Here is a 22505-nt window from a genome sequence, read left to right as displayed (position 1 = left end):
AGCACGTGCGGGTTCATACCCGATGACGATGGTACAAACCTGCCAAAGTGCAGAAATCTCGGGGTACTGACGTACCCATGGAAGACAAGCCTGCTAAAGTGCAGGTATTTCGACCGTAGTTAATCGTTAGCAGCTTATATGTACTCAAAACCTGCACATTTGTAGGCTTAGGGAGCTTTAGCTTCATCGCAACGCAATACGGCTGCACATTTGCAGGAATTATCATTGGGTTGATGAAGGATATCCATGCTGACGCTTATCTCATTCAGACAAAAGATCCTCAAGCTCCACTGTACAGTGGAGCCTGAGGATCTTTCGTGTGCGAATTGTAACGTCGATCTCGAGCGACCGTTATTGCTCTACGTATTTGATCTCGTTCAAGTCGATCAAATCGTCTGCTGCAAGGAAGGTGTTGCCGCCTTCAAGCGCTGCTGCTGCGCGCAGCTCGCGCGTCTCGCCATCTGCCGTCGTTACTTCCGTGCCGCGCAGCTTCAGGCTGTACAGGACATCCTCGCCGCTAACAACCTCAATGTTCCGCGTTTCCGCATTCCACTTGATCTCGTAGCCAAGCGCCTCTGCCACCTTACGCAGCGGCAGCATGAGCTGACCGTCCTTCGCGAACGGCGCTTCGCCTTCGGATAGCTCTACCTTATCGCCATTGACCGAGATGCCATCCAGATTCGCGGATACATAACCCTTGTAGCCGTAAGGGAATACCATCACCTTGTCAGCGACGTTCGCCGCCTGCTCGCCATCGATTGCTGCCGATTCCCAGACCAGTACCTTCTGGCCTGGAACAAGCATTTCAGGTGTAATGATGTTCATCGTCAGGTATGGGGAGAGCGTCGTGTCCGCCGTTACGGCGAACTCTGCATCGCGGTTCGTTCCGATTACGACCGAGCCGTCCTCGCCTCTCGTTACACGTTCGATCTCGGCAAACGTCGGTACAGCGAAGTCCGCTGGAATGCCTGCGAGGATCAGCTCTGCATGGGCCATAGGCGGCAAGCTCCTTGTCATGGCCGGACCCACATAGGCATACAACGTCTCGTTCTCGCGAATGTCTTCCAGCTTCATCGGCATGCCGGTCACCGCATTCAGAATTCGCGTATCCTCACTAATATTCACGATTACCGACGAGAGCGCATCATTCTCGTTGTTATTCTCTAGCAGAATTCGTTTCTCTTCGATCTTAGCCGCTTGACCGTATACACGGACGGATGGCAGTAGATTGCTGTGTCCGATCTCATACACCGGAGCGCTGATCGGCACCGCTTCGATCGGCGCACTGATTGGCACCGCTGTGATTGGTGCGCTAATCGGCATAATTTCCACTTGCTCCGCAGCCGCAATCGAGGCTCCACCCATCAGGCAGGATACAGTCGTAAGTACTACAAAAGCTTTCTTCATCGTTGTGTTCATTGTCTCTCATCCTCTCAATTATCTAGTGATCGAATAGATACGAATATGTCGCAAGCCACTCGTCAGACAGCTTGTATTGGCTATCCCCTATAGCGATAAGATGCATCTCAGGCGTCAGCTTCATATCGATCGTGGTGCCATCCTTCAACGCTGCGCGGAGCGTATACGTCTCACCTGAGCTGTCCGCCTTCGCGAGCTGCTCATCTTGCTCATTCGTCAGCTTGCCCGCCGGTTCGAAAGAGGCGATGTGCTTGATCCACTCCTGCACATCCTTCGGAGTCGACCACGTATGCAGCAGCTTGCTGGAATGATCCAACAGCTCCACTCGGTCGGCCAGCTTGTCCAAGTCAGCACTCTCCACGTATTCATTGGCAGTCATGCTGCTATCATCTGCACGGCCCACTAGCTGGACGATATAATAGCGGCCATCTTGTTCAACAACCAATCGGAACGCCGGGTCATAGCCAGGCAGCTTATACAAGATACCCCCGACAAGATAAGTCGTGCCAAAATCTTGACTCGCGTATCCGTTCGTTCCGCCAGCCTGCACATCTGCCGTAATGTCATCGTCCAGCTTCCCCAGCGGCTTGTTCTCCCCGAGCTTCCATTCCGACAAGTCATACGGTTCACCGTTGTTCAGAAACTCGTACCGACTGCCGTTATAATTCAGAAACTTGCGAACGTCGCTCGCGTGGGTCAAATCCAATCCCCGAGGTTCGATTGAAATTGACATCGGGGCCGGAGATGCAACCGGCTTAAGCGGGACCCAGACAGGCTCCTCTGCTCCATTCATGATGAATGGCAGCCCGATTACGAGGAGCAGCAATCCAAGCACTGCCGGCAGCGCGATACGGTAACCCCAGCTCCATCGCCGCTTCGGCTTTGCTTCGGACGGATTCATAATCTGATTCAGCATTCTTTCTACTTGCGTCTCTGTAGGCCCCATTCGGGCTAGGCGTTCGATCAGCTCCTGCTCAGTCATCGCTATCACCGCCTATCCTCAGCTTCAAGAGCTTTCTGCCCGTATGCAGCTGTGTGCGGACTGTTGCTTCATTCACAGCAAGCAGCTCCGCAATTTCCTTCGTTCTGTACCCTTCGTAATAAAACAAATAAATCGGCAGCCGGTACTTGGCAGGCAAAGCCAGCACATCGCCAAGTGTATCGTCATGCTTAAGCTGCTCGGTCAGCTGCTTCTGATCAGTCTCCTCAAGCGATGTTCGCATGCGCCTCCACCAATGCTTCAGTACATTACGGCTGTGATTACGTGCAGTAACGATCAGCCAAGCTTTCTCATGTTCGTGATCACGAAAAGCTACATCCGACTGCATCAGCTTCAGGAAGACGGTCTGCGTCACTTCTTCCGCGTCGACCACGTTCTTCAGCAGCATGAAGCTGACTTTGTAGACGGTGTGGACATGACGCTGGTAGATTTGAGTGATGTCCTTGCTCGTACGCTGCAAGGGCTCCTCCATGGTGAATGACCCCCTTCTCTAGTAACACAAACGAAACGCACGAAATGTTTGGTGCAGCATAGAAAAAAATGATATGAACATTTGGTGGCAGCACAAAGTCGAAGAAGCCCGCAATCTCGGATGAGATTGCGGGCTTCTTCGACTACGTATCATTCGTGGGTTCCTGTGCCTGCAGGAAGACCAATCCTTATTCGCTCCTAATCCAATGTTAAGAATGGCTCGCCCTATCCGTTCCGGCTTACCCGAAAGCCTTGATCGGGGCCAAAGCCGTTCGCCTCGAACTTGCCTCGGTAAGAAACCTCGTTGCTCACTACGTCACCCAGCCAGCCGCCGCCTTTTACAACCCGTAAAGCGCCGCTGCTATTATCCAGTCCGTCCCCATACCAGTTCCAGCTCCACTCCCTAATGTTGCCGGACATATCATAGAGCCCTAGCTCATTCGGTTTCTTGCCTCCGATTGGTTTGGTCGTATTATGATTGGATTCAATAAGCGGCCAATTCCAATCGCCCGACAAATACTTTGTGCCCGCGTTCCGCCAGTTCCACGACACTTCATCTGGCGCGTTGCTTCCGCTATACGTATAGCTCTTGCTCAGCTGACCGCCGCTTGCAGCGTATTCCCACTCCGCTTCTGTCGGCAATCGGTAGCCGTTAGCTTCTGCGTTGATCGTGACAATCCATTTGACCGTATCATGTTCGCTCGTATTGTTCGGATCTTTCTTACTCTTGTCGATCGTATAATACGGCGTAAGACCCTCCTTGACGCTTCGCTTATTACAGTACTCAATCGCGTCATACCAGCTGACCATCTCGACGGGCAAGCCGCTGCCTTTGTTTTGCGAGGGATTGCCTCCCATCACTTCGATCCATTCTCGCTGGGTTACTTCATATTGGCCGATATAATAGTCAGGTAAAGCGATGGAGTGTCCGTAGAAATTAGACTTCGTATCCTTAAATGTCCCACCTTTAACGAGAATAAGCTGACCCGCCTGGGCTTGATCCTTCGTCGCAGCCGGCGAGGCTTGCGAACAAGCGCTGACAGCAACGGCCAATGCGATTAATGCAAAGCTCATCGATAATCTTCTCATCGCGATATCTCCCATGGGCTTGTCTCCAATTGCTGCTCAGAAACGCGTAAGACCGCCGGCTGTAAAGCCGGCAGTCCTCCGCCATCCATTCCTCAACCGATTACCAGACCGTTACGTTCGAGCTGCCGCTGCTTTGGTAGCCTTCCGTCGCCAGAACCTGATAGGACCAGCTGCTGCCCAGGTTCATGCCTACGTTCTTCCAGGCATTAACATGGTTAGCGAATGTGATTGCAACATTGCTGCCAGTCGCCCGCTTCGATTGACGAACGCTCCAATACTGCGTGAAGGTTGCCGTACCATCAATGGAAGGTGCATTCGTGCGCGTCGCTGTGTAGATATCGTACGTGCCGCCGTCGCTCGTTACCGTCCCTTTGTACGTTCCCGTAGGACGATAAGTGCCCCAGCTATCCACGACATAATATTCAATAAGCGAATTGCGCGTCCAGCCGTAAAGCGTCAGATAGCCATTGCCAGATGGTGCCCATACGCCAGCATTGTAGTTGATCGTCCGGGACGCAGAGCCCGTAGTCCATCCCTTACCGACAACGAAGTTACCGGTATTCGACCAGGTGACGCTATAATTGCCGCCCGATCCGTTCGTCGCAGTAACCGTACCGCCGCCGTCGGTCCAGTTCTGCCAATAATCAGTCGCTGCACTTGAAGTTGCCGCAAACATACCCATGCTCATTGTTGCTGCCAGAACTGTCACAATCGCTTTCTTCGTCCATTTCATCATCACTAATACCCTCCTATTATTCGAACATTAGTCACTTGCGTCCTGCAAAGCTATCGTTACCCTATCCTGTGGATCGATTCTTGCTGCAGTGCATGCTTCATACCGTGACTTTCAGATGTTCTCGGCTTGTCCCTCCTCTCATTGTGACAACCCTTATGCGCCCTGCACGATGAACTCGTCCGCTTCGAGCGCATCTAGATATTACCAAGTAAGCGCATACATTTCACTTCACAAATTCTAGTTTGAACTTTGCTTTTTTTAGATCATTTTTTTAAACAACTCAATCGTGCACCTAAACTGACCCAAATAGCAAAACAACCTCCAGATCCCATTCATCGAAAAGGATTCGGAGGTTGATTGCATGTTATGGTACTTTCCTTTTACTAAACACGATTTCTTTCTAGCAAATACCCTGTCACATACGTAATTAGAAGTATTCCGTAGAGAATGATTATAGGGAATACTATCAATGTCTCTAGTCGATCAATCCTTATACGGATCAAACTCATCTGCCCCGGCCATGCACACGCCGATTGGCTTCAGCACATGCATGACCTCGATCGTCTCCTTGTGGGCGTCGAGCACTTCTTGCAGCTTCCGGTATACAAAAGGACTCTCGTCCGTCCCCGCTCCGCGCAGCTCGACGCCGAAATCCCGAACCGCGTCCAGCATCTGCTTGGACGTGATTTGGCCGCCGCTGCGCTTACGCGTCTTCCAGTTCATCTTGCCAGCTGCCTGAGTCCGGCTCATCAGCCGGCCCGCTCCATGAACGGTGCTGTAATACGCATCCCGATTCTCGGTGCTGTCCTTGCCTTTCACAATTACCGAGATATCTCCCATGCTGCCACCGATGAAACCAACCTGACCGGGTGCCGACGGCGTCGCTCCTTTACGAACGACAACGACTTCCTTACCGTTATGCGTCTCTTTCCACGCATAGTTATGGTGGTTATGTACCTCATACTCCGCTTCCGCGCCCAGAATGGACAGCACCTGCCGGATCACATAATCCCTTCCTGCATAAGCGTAGCGTCCAGCGAGCTTCATCGCACGGTAGTACATATCTCCGAGTTCGCTGCTCAGATCAAGGAGAACCGGCGGCTGATCCATTTTCTCGCCGGGCGCATTCCCTAGAAATTCTCTGCCCGCAGCCAAGTTGAGGAACCCGCTAGCTGTCTTATGTCCGAACCCTCTGCTGCCAAAATGATTCGCGATCCACAACTGCCCCGTCGCCGTTTCTTCAAACAGATCCACGAAATGATTCCCGCTGCCGACCGTGCCGAGCTGGCTCTGCGCCAATGCCCTCAGCTTGTCATGCTCCTGCTTGCCAATCGCCTTGTACACGGCCCAATCCGGATCGTCGAACAGCTCATGGTCGACCCTATCATTATGAACTCGACCCACGCCAAAGGAGAGGCGCCGAGCGATCTCGTCCATGGTCTTCGCCAATCTTGGCTTAATGTCCGCTGCTTTCAAGTTGGTTCTTACAGCCTTATTCCCGCATGCGATGTCATAGCCAACGCCAGATGGTGAGATTTGACCGTCATAGACGACGACTCCGCCAATCGGCTGACTATACCCTTTGTGATGATCCGCCATCAACAGCGTTTGCACCACGTTGCCATGCTCCGAACAGGTTAATGCTTGCGACAGCGCCCCGTCGTCGGGATTTCCCCAGACGCGTACGCCGTTAATGGTTTGATAGGCCATTACTTCATTCCACTCCTCTTGGAGCTATTGTCACATGCTCAGGGTCAGATGAACACGGTGGAAGTATTACGACGAGTACCGATCATCGACCCTATTCCAACCGGGCTATCCTTGAAGAAGCCGAGAAACGAAAGCATAATACGTGGAGGTGGTCGGGATTGCATTCGCCAGCTTGTTCAAATAAACTTGCATCTCCCCAAAGCATGCTCTCCCGAGCCAGCTCTCATCAAGCAGCTCCTGCGGCAGCATCGGATCGCTTAAGCTTAGTTCAGCCAGCAATTCACCCAGCTCTAGAAAACGAACGAAGATCGCCAGCCCATCGGCAGGCGCCTCAAGCAATCGGTCAGCCGCTGGCACAAACTCGGTTCTGAACCAGTCCATCCTGCCCCGATAGATTTCATTCAACTCTTCCAGCGGCCACAGCTGCTTCGCACGGAGCGGCGTCGGCGATTGATAGATGAACGATCCCCTTAATAGCGTCAAACAAGCCCCTAGGTCATATTGTTCGGCAAAACGCAGCACTTCCTCCGCGTAGTCCCAAGGCGTAATGTATACACCTTTGTATAATGGTCCGAATCCAAGCTGCAGCAGATCGCTGCGCAAGGCGTCCCGCTTCTTCCGTTCCGATTCCGGAACCTCGAACATAACCGTCAACCATTGACCGTCCCAGCGCTTGTCCAGCAGCAGCGGCTTCCGGTTGATCGTCGTAATAAAGTCCAAGCCCCGCTCCGTAATGCTGTATTTCGAGCGCTCCAGCGAATGGATGTATTCATCCTTCTTCAGCCGCACCAGTGCATTCCTTACAACTTGCTCGGCAACATTCCGTGCATCGTAAATCTCAATGAGCCGTTTGACATCTATTCCGTCCGCCGAGGAGATCAGGAACAACATTTGTTTCTCAAGCGATAACAAAGCAAATACCCCCTCACAAGACAATTTGGCAGGTACTGTATTGACAATCCAAAATAAGGTTTGTAATATATTTTCAAACGATCGTTGTTACTTTGATTATATTCAAGGAGGTTACCACTATGCAAGTCTTATTTCATGGACATTCCTGTGTCCAATTGACTGCCGGTCAGCATTCCATCCTCATTGATCCTTTTATTGACGCTAACCCCAAATCCGTTACGCGAGCCGAGGACGTTAACGTACAATTCATTCTGCTTACGCACGGTCACGATGATCATAGCATGGATGCGATCACCGTGGCAAAACGCAATGCGGCGCCGATTATTGCAATCGAGGAGCTTGCTGACCACTTCAGTCAGCAAGGCGTTCAGACCGAAATGATGCATGTCGGCGGTACTTGGTCTTACCCCTTCGGCCGGGTTCATGTCACGCAGGCTACGCACACGTCCTCGATACGAACGATGGATGGACAGCGCGTCTATGCCGGCGTCCCTGTTGGATTCATTATTGAGATGGAAGGCAAAGTGATTTATCATGCGGGAGACACTGGGCTGTTCGGGGATATGCGATGGATCGGTCAGCGGTTTGCGATCGATATCGCTTTTCTCCCGATTGGCGACCGATTTACAATGGGACCCGACGATGCGCTGATCGCAGCGGAGTGGCTTCAAGCTCGGCATGTTATTCCGATCCATTATGAGACGTATCCACCGATTCAACAGGATGGGAAGCGTTTCGTCGAGAAGCTTGGTGACTTAGGCATAGCGGGGACGGCCATGGAGCCGGGCCAAACGATAGAAGTTCATTAGAGAAGCACGAAGGAGTGGAGCAAGGCCATGTCTATCTTATACACGTTCTACCATATTATGATCCCCATCCTCATCCCGATCGCCATTGGGGCACTCCTCCACCGACGATTCAAGTTCGACTTAGGCAGCTTCTCCAAGCTCATTCTGAACTACTATGTTCCGGCATTGGCTTTCGTCAAAATCTATGAATCCGAGCTATCCAGCCAACTGGTCGCTACCGTCTTCGGATTCTTGATCGTACAGTTTCTCATCATCGTTGCCATTGGATATGGCGTCAGCCGTATGATGGGTTATTCGAAGCCGCTGACGGCAAGCTTCTCCAACAGCGTCTCGTTGACCAATAACGGCAACGTCGGCATCCCGGTCAATGCGATGGCCTTCAAGCAGGATGCCTTCGCGATGTCCATTCAAGTGATCGTCGTGGTGTTCGAACTGTTCGTTACGTTTACGTTCGGGATTCTGAATGCGAGCAAGACGACCTCGGGCTTAACCAAATCACTCATTCAATTCGCCAAAATGCCTGTCCTATACGCAATAGCGGCGGGGACGCTATTGAAGCTGTTCCACATCGACATCCCTGAACCGATCATACAGCCGCTGGATCAAATCTCTGCCGGCATGCTCTCCTTCGCACTTGTCTCCATCGGTGCCCAGCTTGCTTCGACCACGTTCCAGCAGAACACGTCCGCCGTCCTGCTCAGCAGTCTTGTACGTCTATGTATTTCGCCTTTGTGTGCATTCGGACTCATCTATCTATTTGGCCTTCACGGAATCGCCGCACAAGCGCTGCTCATTGCCAGCGCAATCCCAACCTCTCGCAACAGTGCAGCTCTCGCCCTTGAGTATGGCAATGAGCCGGGATTCGCGGCGCAAGCCGTTCTCGTGTCTATGCTGCTGAGCAGCATTACGCTGACGGTTGTTGTGGATTTGGCTATGGCTCTGTTTTGAAATAGGGGAGCATGCCTTATTACTTCTCCTCCAACAACAAAACCGACCCTACAAATGTAAGGTCGGTTTTGTTGTCTTCCCTATTGCTGCGCAGAGACTAGCTCAACGTGTCGCTATGTTCCTTTTTCGCCGTATCCAGCATGGCTTGCCAGTTCGAGAACTTCGTCTCTCTTGCTACATGCCGATCGAATAGCTCGTCTTGGATATTGCTAATCTCCCGCAGTGTGTCTGCCTGGAAATTACCTTTCTCCATAAACTCTGCGAAGCTGCTCACATTGGAATGCTTCGTCATGAACGCGTCATGGAACAGCTTCTCAAGCGGGACATTGCCCGGATCTTCTTGAACGTTCTTCTGGCCTTTCAATTCCATCAACAAATCATCAAATGACATTGGCTTATGCTTTCCCAAACGATCACTCCTAAGTGTGTACTAGTTTATTATTTCTTTGCTTTATTACCATTACCATTGGATGTTCCAGCCGCCCCAGCCGCCGCTTCACTCTTGGCCTTCGTGCCCTTGCTCTTATAAGGCTTTGGTGCATTCTTAATTCTATTCGCACTTGCCTGCCAACGGTTCCAGCCCTTCTTATCGGTTCCTCTGCCTGTACCACCCTTGCCTTTAGCCATGCTTCAATGATCACTCCGTTATTATGCTGCTGCTATTCCTATGCAACGTATAGAATCAGGATATCCTAGATTGTTCAAATTAAGAACGCAAGCCCATGTTAACTTGAGCTGCACAACAAGTTCTCTCTTAAACGCCAGTCCGCTTCTTCTGGTTATTCGGCTTCTTCTTAATCTGGCTCGTCATCTTCTGTACGCCAGTGTTCATGTGCGATTGCTGGTGTTTGCCTTGAGACTGCGCCTGCTTCTTCTCTGCAAGCTTACGCTTCATCGCTTCAGCAAGGCTGATCTTCTTCGGCTCTGTCGATTGCTCGACATTTGATTTATTGTTGTCTTCCATTGTTCTCGATTCTCCTCGCCTGACAATCATTAATAATCCGTTCGCCTAGGTATTATCCCTCATGAAATCTTAGCACAACTTGGCGAGTTTCCATAGACATTAAATACTGGACCCTACTAGAAGCAGAACCCGCCTGACAGCAGGCGGGTTCTGGAGAACGACATATTAAGCTTATTTAGAAGCCGCCTTCACGGTAAAAGTACCCTTCACATTCGTGCCCTGTACGGTGAAGCCATATACGCCAGGCAGTGCTTTCTTCAGCATGAAGATGTTGTCGCCCTTATGCAGCGGCGCCTCGAGATTCAGCTGTTCCGAGACGAACATCATATCGTCAGACGCAAGGGAAGAAACATGGAACACCAGCTTGATCATCGCATCCGACTGAAAATTAATGTTGCGCGGATTAAAGCCAGCACCGTTCACTTCCACCGTTGCGGTCTGAATGCCTTCATCCGCATTGTATACAGCATCAGCGGATGACGTCTGGCCGATCTTGTCTGCACTTGAATGATCCACATGCGTCAGCATGAAGGAAACCGCTATTACAACCAGTACAGCATACATGAAGGATACCGAGAAGCCCCGGGATGTCCGCTTCGCTTTTTTGCCCGTTGCAGCGTTAAACTTCCCATTTGGTGCAGCTTGCTCAGGCACTCTACGGTCGTATCTTTCCGCCACCTTCTGCATGAGGAATGCAAGCACGACGAACGTCAGATCGACGCCGATCATGACGGCATCCGAGATATAGAATCGCGAACCCGCGAACAAGCCAATTCCTGCACCCAACCAACCCGTGATCACGGTATTCACTGCAGTTACTCCGCCATAACGCCGTATGAAAGCAAGACCCAGCCCAGTCCCTACAACGCCAGCTGCGATAGCGGCAAGCACCAGCTTATAGTCCAACGTTTCGATGAGCAGAAAACTAAGCGATACGGACGCGAGGAATACGAGCGTGAGCGCAATAGCCCGATTCGCCGTGCCCGCTATAATTAAATACACCGTCGCGCCAAGCACGAGCAGTAAGCTTCCGATTTGCAATGCCACAGAAGGGCCTCCTCTTCAGCCATTTCAAGCTACGTTATATTTTCGATGCAAAATCATTATCCGGATACACATAAGGCACCGCCGAAGGCTGCGCCTCTTCGATGCTCGTGGCGACGATCTTCATAATCTGACGCTCACCCAGCTGCGTCTTGCCAATGGTGCCCGTTACGGTAATCCATGCGTCATCCGGGTAAGCATCCGCGTCCGGCAGCTCGACGATCATGCCGTAAGGCGCAATGTCCGCAATACAGTGGGTCATGGCCATTCTGCCGACGATCAATTGGCCGCCGGCCAGCTGCTTGTCTCGGTAGACGAAGCCTGTGATCGTAATGGTTTTGCCTTGGAAGTTGTCCACGAACCGATTGATCGCCTCAAGCTTCTCAATGAACCACTGGTCCTTCATCTCGATCGTATCCTGCTGATAGAGCAGCATGCCAAGCTTCGCATAATCGAGGTTGTAGGGCTGTGTGCGGAACAGCTCCTTGAGCCCAGGATCAACATTGCCTTCGAGCTCGACGAGCTCCATGTCGGCTTTGCCGTCATCGATAGGAACCGATGCTCCCATGTTCATCCCTTTATTAACGGCCAGCGAGCCGGCGAACGCCGTGCTTGGCAGTGCTGCGCTGAGCAGCAAAGGCAGCAGGAATAGACCGTATACGCCGACCTTCCGAAGCAGCCGATTCGACCGCTCATGATTATGATCAGCATTGTCCGACTCATGCTCGTGTCCGCAATCACAGACGATGACCCGCTGCCAAAGAGACAGCGCGGCAAGACGGAACTGAGAAACAGCCAATACGAGCAATACAACCGATGCCGCAACGACGTAAGGCACCACGTTAGGCGCAATGTAGAGCAGCATATCACCGGTTTGCCACAAAATAATGATCAGCGCAGCGAATCCGATCAAAATAACACCTCGGAACGCATGGTCAAAGGCTTCGGCATGCGCGGGCTTCCAGCGTGACATTGTGATCCCCTCCTCAATTCATCAACAGCAGCGAACCAACGTATACAAGCACGGTTACGCAGCCGCCGATGAGCAGCACGAATTTCATTTTGAACACAGCGAGCATCATGAACAGGCTCTTCAAATTCATCATAGGACCAAACACCATGAAGGCCAGCAGCGCCCCTCCATGGAAAGTCGTCTGGAACGATTGTGCGACGAATGCGTCCGATGTGGAGCATAGCGACAGCATGAAGCCCAGACCCATCATGAGCAGGTTCGAGCTTCCCGCACCCTGCCCCAGCGTCATCAGATCGGCATTCGATACGAAGGTTTGGAGAAGTCCGACCAGTACGGCACCGATTAATAGAAACTTGCCCATATCGAAAAATTCGCTGACCGCGTGCCCCATGATCTCGGCCAATCGGCCGGAGCGGTGAGCGTGAGGATGTTCATGGTTAGCGTCATGTTGATGATCATGCTGATGATGATGATGGGCGTGCGAATGAACGGCTGGAGCCGCCTTCGCTTCCCGCAAGGGGTCGTACTTCACTACCCGATATACAATGAAACCAACGATGAAGGCGATGACAAAAGCAAGCCCCATACGCGTATACGCCATTTCGGGGCGGCCGCGGAAGGCGGTAAAGGTTGACCAGAAGACGATCGGGTTAATGATCGGTCCCACTAAGATAAAGGTCGCCGCCACATGCGTCGGCATCCCTCTGCGAATGAGATTGCGAATCGCCGGCACCATCCCGCATTCGCAGATCGGGAATAGGATGCCCAGCACCGTTGCCGTTAGAATACCTAGCAACGGATTCGAAGGAATAAAGCGGCGAATCATCGCATCCGAAACGTACACATGCAAGAGTGCGGAGATGATGACGCCGATCAGAATGAAAGGCATCGCTTCCAGCATAATGCTGATGAACAACGTCTTGAACAATTGAAGCTTCGGATGCGCGAGCCATGTGGCTGGCGCTTTGCTAGAGAACAAATAAAGCACGAGAATGATGAGCAGGCTTACCCCTGCAAACAGATTCGCCCGTGAGGACGCCGGCTTCCGTTGTACCGCTGTATTCTCCATACGTTCACACTCCCAAGTTAACCGATGAATACCCGTTCAACGAGCCACATCCCGCCCAGTAACAAAGCTGTGCTAGAGCCTGCCAACACGAATTTTCTTGAATGCTTATAGCGATGCAAGAGCAGCAGCAGCGGAAGCGCGATGAATACAATCGCTAATTGCACCGTCTCAATGCCTAGATTGAAGCTGACCAGATCGACGCCCATCTCTTTGCGAGGAATGTTCATGCCGACTAGAATATCTGCGAAGCCCATGCCATGAATGAGGCCGAACATAAACGTCAGCATCCATCGATAGCTGACTTGCGGACGAACCATATTGTCGATGGCCACATAACAAATGCTCAAAGCAATCATCGGCTCCACGAAGCTGCCCGGAACGCTGATCCAGCCGAGAACCGTCAAGGTTAACGTAATGCTGTGCGCCACAGTAAACGCGGTGATCATCACGAGATGCTGCTTCAGCGTCTGTCTAGCAATGAGCAGAGAGAACAAGAAAAGCAGATGGTCGTAGCCGCCGAGAATATGATGCATGCCTAATTTGAAGAAGGAGTACCAGCCTGCAGTTGCACTGTGGCTGCTCTCTGTAGTCGAGGCATCTGCCGCAGCAGTCTCCACTGGTGTCACATCCGCTTGACCCTCGCCGCTCGAAGAAGATGCTGCTTGCCCATCTTGCATATCTGCTGGCAATGCTGCGAACTCATCGTCCGTTACTTGCATCGCCCAATTCCGATCGCCGCCGGATAAAGCTGCGGTGCTCTGGCCGGAGCCATATTTGATCGTTAACAAATTGACGTAATTCGTCTTCGCATCGGTCTCGTACAGCTTATCCGAAAGTGCGATAGATTGGCCTCCTGAAGGGGCTGGATAACGCACTTGCATAATGACCTGTGTAGCATCGCCTTTGCGATCCAGGTAGTAGTTCTCGATCTCAATGGGCTCCTGTACTTGTCCACCAATCTTGAGCGTGACGTTCTTATTGAACACTTCGGCAAAAGGCGCCTTGTCCGCTTCGAACTCCTCCGGCTCCAGCATGTTGTTCTCGTTCGTATCGCCGCCCACCCATTCGATGACGGACAATTCATCAATCGCATAAGTGACCACGGTACCCGACTTCGTCATTTCTAACGTCGTATAGCTTGCGCTATATGCGTGTGCGGATGCTGATGCAGGAAACGACAACGCTGCAAGAGCAAGCGCTGCAATTCCCCCTATTCCTGCGAATAGCTTACCTAATCTGTGCACAGACACGTCGCTAACCTCCTCGAATCGTTGAAAAACAAGGAGCAGGGCGCCGAGCCGGCGGCGCGGCACCCTGCCTTGCTTCCAATTGCGTTATTGCTGCATCAAGTTGTAGATGGCTTGTACCGCTTCAGCGCGGGACGTGTTGCCTTTCGGCACGAACTGGTTCGCCGAACGCCCATTGACCAGCTTGAGCTTCGCCGCCGCGTTCACGTATTTCGTTGCCCAGCTTGATACTTTGCCGATATCCGCGAACGGAGATTCGTTCACCGTATCGATTGTTTGGCCTTTGATGACGGCGTAAGCCTTCATCATCATGACGACCATTTCTTCACGCGTGATGAGTCCGTTCGGATCGAACGTCGTCGCTGTACGGCCAGTAACGATGCCATTGCTGTAAGCAATCGCGATCGGCTCCGCGTAGTAAGCTGTACGGGACACGTCCGAGAACGTTTTGTCCGTCGAGCCTGTCAGCCTGAGCGCATTCACCAGCAGCTTCGTGAATTCACCGCGCGTAATCGCTCGATTCGGTTCGAAGGTCGTAGCGCTCGTACCGTTCACGATTTGCTTCGCTGTCATCTCTTGGATAACGTTGTACGCCCACGATGTCGGAAGCACATCGGTAAAGCTATGCGTTACTTTCAGAACCGCATACTTGCTGAAGTGGCTGATCTGCGCCGTCATCGAACCGTCTGCGTATTCGCCGCCGATGTACGCCAGCTCGCCGTCATCTCCGATGTAGTAGATGCCGAACAGGCCAGGATTCGCAGCTACAACCGAAGGATCAACCTTGATCGTAATCGTGATTGGCTCCTTGAATTGCGTCAGCTTCCTCACTTCTCCGGATGCCGATGTGAAGGTGAGGCTGAATTCATAGATCTGTCCTTCGACCTGGATCACCGAATGGTTGCTGCTCTCGCCGCTCGTAATTGCCTTGTTAGCATCACTTGAGCTGAGCGGTGTCATTTGGAGAGCGATCGTTCCCTTCGCAAGATCCGTTCCAGATACTTGGGACGTCAATTGACTGATTACGCTCGAAGGCAGCTGCAGCTCAACATTGCCCGCTTGCAGCACCAATGGATGGCTGCCAAGCAGATCGGATGCGTTACCAGGCAGGCTGAATCCTGTCGTGCCTGGATCAAGAACTGCAGTCGTTTCACCGCTGGATTGCTGCAGCATTGCAGCTGTGACCACCGTAACATCCTTCGGTGTATCGGTCGTTCCAGTCGAGCCGCTGTTGTCGCTGTTGTCGCTATTGCCACCACTGATAATCGTTCCACCCGTGCTTGAAGACGTCTTCGCAGGTACCGTCACCGAGATTGGTGCCGTATCCGCTGTCGTCTGATCCGACGTTCTCGTAACCGTTACAACAACTTGAACGGTTGTCGCTGCGGTCGGAGGTGTCACTTTGCCATTCGTTGCAATGACACCTGCTGGCGTCACGCTCTTGATCGTGTACGTGAATCCGCTTGGTGCAGCTGGCAGCGTCCATGTCGTTGCATCCTTCGCAGGTGCTGTCAGACTTGTCAGTGCCGCTGCAACATCCGTTGCTGTCTGCTCAATTGGATTGGTTGGATCTGTCGGGTCTGTTGGATCGGTTGGATCCGTTGGTTCTGTCGGGTCTGTCGGATCAACAGACTCGCCTTTGGACAATTCCTTCGTGTCACGAACACGAATCCGCATGCCGCCGGAGAATCCGCCGGACAATCCGACTGCTTGCAGCGTTTCTCCCACTTGCAGAACTGGAATCGGACCGCTCTGGTCGATAATGTAACCGTCCGCGAACACAAGAACCGGACCGCTGCCATCGTCGATGACATAAGAAGTGCTGTCAGGAATCGAAGTTACGGTTCCGACTACCTTCACCAATTCGCCTACATTACTGCCCACTGTCGCATCATGCGTACTAACCAGCTTCGGCTCAAGTGGTGTTCCAGCGCTAACCTTCACAACGCTGTTCGTGAAGCCATTGAACTCGAGCTCGATGTTGTTCTCGAATACGCTAATATGACCGTATACCCGTACAACATCTCCCAGAGAGAGCGTATGCTCAGGGAGCTCGTTGAACGCCATGACGCCGCCCGTTGCGTCTTGCAGATAGAAGGCATCGAAGAATACTTCCGAATCCGTCGTTACCGTACCTTGAACGACAACATCCGTGCCAACTGGCAGCGCACGTGCCTCTGCAATCGAGCTAACGACCGTCTCGCGGTGCGCAAGCCAGTTCATTGCATTCAGTGCGAACTCGTTATTGCCCTTCGCATTGTAGCTTTCATCCATTTGCTTATCGTTGAAAATGTTCATACCCGAAACAATGACTCTTCCGGCGCCTACCGTCTCCGAGGCGATAACCGGAATCGCCGAGCCGCCTGTCAAATCCGCAGGAGCCGGAGAAGTCGAAGCGTTGTACGTGTACGTATCGCTCTTAATCTGCGATGTCAGCTGGAACGTGGATTCATTGCCGCTAGCGAGAATCGTCACGGTATCGCTGTTGGTCAGTGCTCCTTTGGCCGATCCATCATTTTTCGCCAAGCTCGCTCCGCTGTAGAACTCAATCGTCGACACGAAGTCCGTCAAGTAATTGCTTACCGGACTCGGATGCAGACGAACGGAATAATTGGATGACAATGGCGTTGTCCAGAAGTTGCCGTCCGTCGTCTCATCGACCACTTCGTCGTTATTCACAACGATCGAGGAGCCGATTGCCGTCAGAATCGGATTCAGGTTCTGGTTCGAAATGCTGCTGCCATAGTTGCTTTTCTCCGTCAACCAGAGCGAGCCGCCTGCATCAACGAATTTCTTGATTGCCGCGATCTCGTCTGTGCTGTATGCCGTTGCAGGGTGCGTAATGTACAGCACCGATGCATCCGCAAGCGCAGCATCCGTAATAGTAGTCGCTGTGTTCTCGGCAACCGTATAGCCTTGAAGCTTCATCTGAGTCGTGAACGACTTCAAGTTGTCCTTGTAAGTGCCGGTGTCCTTCGTCGTGTTCTCGTTATTCTTCGAAGCGTCGATCAGAATTTTCTTACCGAGCGGCGCTTTAATGGAGAACGTCTGATGATACTCGGTCAGCGTCTTGTCTGCTGTCGTCAGAACAACGATAATGTCGTGGCTGCCAGACTCTGGACTGCTCCAAACAACACTTGCCGTCGTCGACTTGCCGCTTTCCAGCTTGTCAATCGTCGTCTGACCGATCAGATGGCCGCTGTCCTGTTGATCGTAATAGAATGCAACCGTCGCACCCGTGATGTCTTCCGTGCCTTGGTTGCTGATCGATGCGTTCAGCGTCGCGGAGTTCCCGCCGATGATCGCACCTTCTGCTGCCGTGACGGTACCAACCTTCACAGCGACAGGCTCTTCCTGCGACCACAATGGCGAGGAGTAGATCCGGTCTCCGTCCGCTTGCGTCACGCGAACAACGAACCATTGTTGTCCGCCAGCAGCCGTAACCGTTGGTGTCCAGTTGAATGAAGTCGATGCCGACGTCGGCGTATACGTTGCTGCAACAACGCCGCCATTCGTAATCAGTTCAACTTTGGCAATGTTATCGTTGGATGTCGTCGTCATGTAGCTGTAATGCGGGTCGGATTTATCCTCCAACACGTCGTCACTGCCTGTGATGTTGAAGTTGAGCGTTTTGCTGTCTACCGTAGAGCCCATGTACCAGCCGTTCGCCGTAACGTCCAGCTTTGCATTTGGATCTTCCGTCATGTAGACACGCATGTTGCGCATGGCGTCCATGAGCGAGTCCGTAGACAAATCTTTGGCTACGATGACTGTACGTTTCTTCGTCTGACCCCAAGTAGCATCATGGTTGTCCTCACCGAAGGTTGGTGCGACATGCCAGCCGATGTCGAGTGCTGCAAAGTACAAGCTATCCAAGTTGACGTAAGCGTAGTTACCCGAGCCATTACCAACCTCGAACAGTGTAAACAGCTTGTCTACCTGCTTGTTGTAAGGCAAGAAGCTGTTGAACGAGCCTGTCGGCGCATTCGGATGATTGAATTGTGCGACGATGTCGTCGTACGTCATGACCCACGAGTAATACTTGTCCAGGTCCTGATAAGCGCCGCCGTCTTCAACGCGGTCAATGAAGTTCTCCGTACCGAATACGTTCGAGTGACCCCACGTAGTCGACGTCATCTCGAATGCCGGGAATACGACGAATTGACCGTTAACCGTATTGGATTGTGCCAGCGACTTCGTCAGTGCCCAGCTGTCGCCGCCTTTACGTTCAGGCATACCGCCATGGGAGGCCGTATCCGCTGTCGTTCCCCGAATCGCAGAATCGATATCATGGGAGTGGTCAGAGAATGCAAAATAGTCGTAACCATAATACTTCGCCTGATCGAGCGCCGTTTGTGGATCGCCGTGCGCGTCATGCGAGATGTTCGTATGGTTATGCGTCGTACCGTAGTAGTGATTGCCGCCCGTGAATTTTTCCTCAATCTTAAATGTCCATGTCTTAACGGTTGTGTTGCCGAGTGCATCTTTAATCGTCAGCTCTACCGTATGACTGCCAATCGATAAATCATCATCTGAGGTTAATGTCAGCGTCGCTTGCGTCGCTGTGAACGTCGTTTTCGGCGTAAAATCGACCTCGTCGATCTTCAGCGTTGCGTTCGAATAATCAATACCGCTTGGATCGTTGTACGATGCGGAAATCGCCGGATGCTGCGTTTCGAGCGTATCGCCTTCCGCAGGCGACAGGCTTGTGATGGCAGGACCGTCCGCATCTTCCACGATATCGATAACAATCGGCTCATCACTGCTGCCTGAACCAAGCTTTGTCGTACCGGATACGGCTTCCATGTAATAGTAAAGCTTGCCTGTCGTTGGTACATCAGCTTGTAGAATATGGCCGTTGTAATGCACCAAATCCGCCGAAGTCAACGTAATGGAACGATAGTTGTCGGCAGCTGCTCCTTTGTAATAGAGCGTCACGGAATCTGCGAACTTCGCCATAGCTTCGAAGCTGACGTCGATTCCTGTATAAGCTTTCTCAAGCGGTGTATGGCTGAACTGAAGCTCACCCTTTACATCCGCTGCGCTGCGAGGCATCAAGCGATAACCGCTGTCGTATGGATTCACGCGATCGGACTGACTGACAATGCCAGTGAACGTATACGTCTCGTTCCGCTCGATCGTATTGCCCGACATATCGATACCTGAACCCGCTGTGACTCTGACGATAAACGTATTGCTCTCATCGTCCGTAATCGTCACGTCTGTATCCGTACCGGAAGCAGCCGTATTGGTAACCGTACCCTTGATTGCAGCAAGCTTGCCTTCGAGTGGTTCCATTACTGCCGCCGAAGCTGCTTGTGCGAGTGTAACCGTCGCAGCCGTTGGCTCGCCTTGATCGCCTTCATCTACGATGGAAGACGCTTGAAGCTGAACCATACCTGCTGTGAATACGATCGTACCTGTTACCTTCACTTTGTGGCCTGCCGTTATTGCAGCGCTTGGTGCTGCGCCGGCAATTACGTTAATGCCGCCCGTTGCATCTTGCATATAGAAGCTCGTTGACTCCGTGCCAAGCACACCGTTAGCCGTCGTCACTACACCTTCTACAGTGGTCGAGTAACCGACTTGTTGTGCCATACCGTTCGAATCCGAAGCGCGTACATCGCTAATGGACGTAACTGTCGGTTTCGCGTAAGCCGATGCATCGATACGCGTATAGTCACTTTCCACACTCGCATACGTATGCGTGATATAGACCGATTGAATGCCTGTCGTATTCGCAATCGTCATATTGAAGGCGCCATTCACACCTGCCGTCGTTTGGCCGACAGACTGGAATACACCATCAACGTAGGCATAAGCCTTCACCGAGGAGCTCGCCACGACGGAATCCGCCGTACCGATTACCGATGCTGCACCGTCGAATGTAATCGCAGAAGCGACAGGCGCTTCTTTATAAGAGGCGTTTTTCACTACGATTTCGGATGGTGCCGACGGTACTTTCGGTACGAAGGTCACGAAATCTTTGGACGGGTCCTTCGTGAAGTAAGCACCGCTGCGCAATCCAAACGCGGCACGCGGGTCCGAACCGATCTCGGTTTTACGAATCATCACGCCGCTGGCGATATCCGAAGCTACAAACGGCGTTCCCCATACGAACGTTTTACCGTCGAAGTACGAGGATGCACTGCCGTAAGCCACCAGGTCAACGATGTTCTCATTGCTCGGATCTGTTGTCGCTGTTGATGCCTGCGTCAGAATCATGATGCCGCCGCCTGAGGAACCTGCATTTGGTCCCAGTGAGCCGACATCGTCTGCCGTCACCGGAAGAGCCGATGCACCATTGGTGTTGGCCGCGCCAGACACCAGATAATAGCCGTGTGCTTTAATCGTGCCGGTAAGCGTCGTGCCCGACCCCGACGTTTTTGGCGTCGTCAATGCACTGTATTCTACAACCCAGCCTTTCAGGCTGATATCATGATCGGTGCGATTGTGCAGCTCGAAGAACTTGTTCTTGTACACGCCGTTCGCCGTACCACTGACGTTCAGCATGCTGAAGACGACGTCGCCAGGATTCGCTTTAGCTGCGTTTACGATTGCAAAATCAACGCCCACCTTTGCGCTGACAAGCTTGTTCGCTGCTTTAGCCGTTACGAAAACTTTCGAATTGCCATCCGCATTCGTAAGGCTAGCCGTGAAGGAGCCGTCCGCCGCAGCAACCGTTGTGCCAGCCGATGTCGTTCCATCTGCCAGATAGACATCGACAGTCGAACCGCCCGTAACTGCACCAGTCGTTCCCGATACGGTCGCGTAGCTGGCATACGTAATCTTGGCAGCGTTCGGAGCCGTCGTCTGACCAACCGATACGCTTACCTTCGTACTCTCTTCTTTGTCCGCTTCCGTCGCGGAGACGAATACCGTACCCTCATGCGTCGGATTCGTAATGGTAAGCGTGAAGGAGCCGTCTGCATTCGCCGTCGTTTGGCCCAGTGATGCATTAGCTGCATCATAGACGTTAATGACCGCATTCGCCGGAACCGCTCCGATCTCACCGCTCAGCGTCATATAGTCATCTACGAACGTAATCTTAGCAGCAGCCGGAGCTGTTGATGACTGCGTACCCGTTCCGGTATCGCCGCCATTGCTTCCGTTACCGCCATCGCCGCCATTTCCTGTTGACGAGTCCGTCGAATCACCTATTACGATGATGTTCTCGATCTGGCTCGTGCCGCCAGACTGAAAAGCCTCTGTTGCCGAATACGAGCCTGTACCCGCACGAACAGAAATATTGTCGACAAGCGTCCATCTCAGATAGAGCATCGCTTGATTGTCCGCTGTGGAAGGCAGCGCCACATTGTTCAGTACGCCGGTCGTCCAGTCGTTCTGTACCGTGACAGCTCCACCATCCACATCCGTCCAGTTCGCAAGGTCCGAGCTGACTTGAAGCTTGAAATCTCTCGGCCCTGTATTCGATCCCCTCTGCACCGACGATACCTTCAAGTTCGAATAACCCGTCGTAACGAGAGATACTTGCCAGTAGCCGCCTACTGCCCATCCACTTCCGTTAACAACCGACATTGCAGGTTCCGATTTGTCGTTGGAGAATCCAACCGTCGTCGCTGTTGTCGTCAGCTTCTTATCCTTATTGATATCGAGCGTAACGCTTGCGTTAGCCGGAAGATCTACAGCTGCGTTAGAGCCCGTACCTGTTCCGTCCCACTTCGCCAATGTTACATCCGAAGCTGCCGCTGCCTGCGACATGAGACTCGCTGGTTGCAGCATCGATAGAACGAGCATGACGGACAGAACGATGCCAAATATCCGTTTATTTCTTAAAATCGCGTAACCCACTCGTACGCCTCCGTTCAATCATTTCGTTATAAAAAATGGTAGTTCTACAGAGAGGTAGGCCGTGCTTTCCTGTGGTAAAATAAAACAAGACTTGCTTATCAACGGCAAATAAACCGCCGATAAGCCGGTTTCTTCTAAAGCCGTGATCCGTGCGCCCCGCCAAAAGCTAACGGATTGCGGCTTTGCTATTGCTATTCACTAGCAGCAAGTGAATACTCCTTTCTTCTATTAATCGTGTCGCATGTTACTCGTACGTCCAGCCTCCTTCGCGAGTATAGCACCGTACATTTCGACAAATGTCA

At 52.3% G+C, this 22505-nt stretch carries 17 protein-coding genes; 2 read left to right on the top strand and 15 right to left on the bottom strand.

What is annotated here, in order from left to right:
- Nucleotides 1-351 precede the first annotated feature (351 nt).
- The 7 genes from DFQ01_RS19200 to DFQ01_RS19170 all read right to left on the bottom strand — a co-directional run bounded on the left by DFQ01_RS19200 (nucleotide 352) and on the right by DFQ01_RS19170 (nucleotide 7337).
- Entirely contained in the window at nucleotides 352-1419 is a 1068-nt protein-coding gene (locus DFQ01_RS19200) for a stalk domain-containing protein (protein WP_110045527.1), read from the bottom strand.
- Between the two features lie 22 nt (nucleotides 1420-1441).
- Nucleotides 1442-2401, bottom strand: a complete 960-nt coding sequence (locus DFQ01_RS19195; RefSeq protein ID WP_110045526.1) for a hypothetical protein — start codon at nucleotides 2399-2401, stop codon at nucleotides 1442-1444.
- Complete coding sequence (locus DFQ01_RS19190; protein ID WP_110045525.1) at nucleotides 2394-2891, bottom strand: RNA polymerase sigma factor; 498 nt, start codon at nucleotides 2889-2891, stop codon at nucleotides 2394-2396. The genes DFQ01_RS19195 and DFQ01_RS19190 overlap by 8 nt, the downstream gene beginning before the upstream one ends.
- Before the next feature lie 224 nt (nucleotides 2892-3115).
- On the bottom strand, nucleotides 3116-3979 hold the full coding sequence (locus tag DFQ01_RS19185) for a formylglycine-generating enzyme family protein (protein WP_110045583.1): 864 nt from the start codon (nucleotides 3977-3979) through the stop codon (nucleotides 3116-3118).
- 100 nt (nucleotides 3980-4079) lie between these two features.
- A complete protein-coding gene (locus tag DFQ01_RS19180; RefSeq protein WP_110045524.1) occupies nucleotides 4080-4715 on the bottom strand; it encodes a glycoside hydrolase family 11 protein in 636 nt (211 codons plus the stop codon).
- A gap of 483 nt (nucleotides 4716-5198) precedes the next feature.
- The gene (locus DFQ01_RS19175) at nucleotides 5199-6425 is read right to left on the bottom strand and encodes an RtcB family protein (RefSeq protein ID WP_110045523.1); all 1227 of its coding nucleotides are present in this window, start codon (nucleotides 6423-6425) and stop codon (nucleotides 5199-5201) included.
- Nucleotides 6426-6530: 105 nt separating this feature from the next.
- Complete coding sequence (locus DFQ01_RS19170; RefSeq protein ID WP_110045522.1) at nucleotides 6531-7337, bottom strand: PaaX family transcriptional regulator C-terminal domain-containing protein; 807 nt, start codon at nucleotides 7335-7337, stop codon at nucleotides 6531-6533.
- A 119-nt stretch (nucleotides 7338-7456) separates the two neighbouring features.
- On the opposite strand from DFQ01_RS19170, the gene DFQ01_RS19165 reads away from it, so the two are divergent.
- Together DFQ01_RS19165 and DFQ01_RS19160 are read left to right on the top strand one after the other, a co-directional pair.
- Nucleotides 7457-8146, top strand: a complete 690-nt coding sequence (locus tag DFQ01_RS19165; protein WP_110045521.1) for a metal-dependent hydrolase — start codon at nucleotides 7457-7459, stop codon at nucleotides 8144-8146.
- A gap of 27 nt (nucleotides 8147-8173) precedes the next feature.
- Complete coding sequence (locus tag DFQ01_RS19160; RefSeq protein WP_110045520.1) at nucleotides 8174-9094, top strand: AEC family transporter; 921 nt, start codon at nucleotides 8174-8176, stop codon at nucleotides 9092-9094.
- 97 nt (nucleotides 9095-9191) lie between these two features.
- Here the strand turns inward: DFQ01_RS19160 and DFQ01_RS19155 are convergent, their stop codons facing one another.
- From DFQ01_RS19155 to DFQ01_RS19120, 8 genes are all read right to left on the bottom strand, one after another.
- Nucleotides 9192-9503, bottom strand: a complete 312-nt coding sequence (locus DFQ01_RS19155; RefSeq protein ID WP_425452421.1) for a hypothetical protein — start codon at nucleotides 9501-9503, stop codon at nucleotides 9192-9194.
- A 29-nt stretch (nucleotides 9504-9532) separates the two neighbouring features.
- Nucleotides 9533-9721 carry a DUF3934 family protein gene (locus tag DFQ01_RS19150; RefSeq protein WP_110045519.1) on the bottom strand — a complete coding sequence of 63 codons (189 nt, stop codon included), beginning with the start codon at nucleotides 9719-9721 and terminating at the stop codon, nucleotides 9533-9535.
- Nucleotides 9722-9848: 127 nt separating this feature from the next.
- Entirely contained in the window at nucleotides 9849-10058 is a 210-nt protein-coding gene (locus DFQ01_RS19145) for a hypothetical protein (protein ID WP_110045518.1), read from the bottom strand.
- Nucleotides 10059-10229: 171 nt separating this feature from the next.
- Nucleotides 10230-11105: a cupredoxin domain-containing protein gene (locus DFQ01_RS19140; RefSeq protein WP_110045517.1), complete on the bottom strand. Its 876-nt coding sequence runs from the start codon at nucleotides 11103-11105 to the stop codon at nucleotides 10230-10232.
- A gap of 34 nt (nucleotides 11106-11139) precedes the next feature.
- Nucleotides 11140-12075 (bottom strand): TIGR03943 family putative permease subunit, encoded by a 936-nt coding sequence (locus DFQ01_RS19135; RefSeq protein ID WP_110045516.1) that lies wholly within the window; start codon nucleotides 12073-12075, stop codon nucleotides 11140-11142.
- Nucleotides 12076-12088: 13 nt separating this feature from the next.
- Complete coding sequence (locus DFQ01_RS19130; protein ID WP_110045515.1) at nucleotides 12089-13144, bottom strand: permease; 1056 nt, start codon at nucleotides 13142-13144, stop codon at nucleotides 12089-12091.
- A gap of 17 nt (nucleotides 13145-13161) precedes the next feature.
- Nucleotides 13162-14394, bottom strand: a complete 1233-nt coding sequence (locus tag DFQ01_RS19125; protein ID WP_110045514.1) for a HupE/UreJ family protein — start codon at nucleotides 14392-14394, stop codon at nucleotides 13162-13164.
- A gap of 84 nt (nucleotides 14395-14478) precedes the next feature.
- A complete protein-coding gene (locus DFQ01_RS19120) occupies nucleotides 14479-22203 on the bottom strand; it encodes an S-layer homology domain-containing protein (protein WP_110045513.1) in 7725 nt (2574 codons plus the stop codon).
- Nucleotides 22204-22505: the final 302 nt, after the last annotated feature.

The organism is Paenibacillus cellulosilyticus, from assembly GCF_003182255.1.
GTDB classification, from domain to species: domain Bacteria; phylum Bacillota; class Bacilli; order Paenibacillales; family Paenibacillaceae; genus Paenibacillus_T; species Paenibacillus_T cellulosilyticus.
Note: the sequence above shows the minus strand (reverse complement) of the source record. Positions and strands in the feature narration are given on the sequence as shown.

Excerpts from the sequence above, each read along its gene's own strand:
- DFQ01_RS19145 (WP_110045518.1), bottom strand. The coding sequence starts at position 10,058 with ATGGAAGACAACAATAAATCAAATGTCGAGCAATCGACAGAGCCGAAG.
- DFQ01_RS19175 (WP_110045523.1), bottom strand. The coding sequence starts at position 6,425 with ATGGCCTATCAAACCATTAACGGCGTACGCGTCTGGGGAAATCCCGAC.
- DFQ01_RS19185 (WP_110045583.1), bottom strand. The coding sequence starts at position 3,979 with ATGAGAAGATTATCGATGAGCTTTGCATTAATCGCATTGGCCGTTGCT.
- DFQ01_RS19200 (WP_110045527.1), bottom strand. The coding sequence starts at position 1,419 with ATGAACACAACGATGAAGAAAGCTTTTGTAGTACTTACGACTGTATCC.
- DFQ01_RS19160 (WP_110045520.1), top strand. The coding sequence starts at position 8,174 with ATGTCTATCTTATACACGTTCTACCATATTATGATCCCCATCCTCATC.
- DFQ01_RS19195 (WP_110045526.1), bottom strand. The coding sequence starts at position 2,401 with ATGACTGAGCAGGAGCTGATCGAACGCCTAGCCCGAATGGGGCCTACA.
- DFQ01_RS19150 (WP_110045519.1), bottom strand. The coding sequence starts at position 9,721 with ATGGCTAAAGGCAAGGGTGGTACAGGCAGAGGAACCGATAAGAAGGGC.
- DFQ01_RS19165 (WP_110045521.1), top strand. The coding sequence starts at position 7,457 with ATGCAAGTCTTATTTCATGGACATTCCTGTGTCCAATTGACTGCCGGT.
- DFQ01_RS19180 (WP_110045524.1), bottom strand. The coding sequence starts at position 4,715 with ATGATGAAATGGACGAAGAAAGCGATTGTGACAGTTCTGGCAGCAACA.
- DFQ01_RS19130 (WP_110045515.1), bottom strand. The coding sequence starts at position 13,144 with ATGGAGAATACAGCGGTACAACGGAAGCCGGCGTCCTCACGGGCGAAT.
- DFQ01_RS19135 (WP_110045516.1), bottom strand. The coding sequence starts at position 12,075 with ATGTCACGCTGGAAGCCCGCGCATGCCGAAGCCTTTGACCATGCGTTC.
- DFQ01_RS19190 (WP_110045525.1), bottom strand. The coding sequence starts at position 2,891 with ATGGAGGAGCCCTTGCAGCGTACGAGCAAGGACATCACTCAAATCTAC.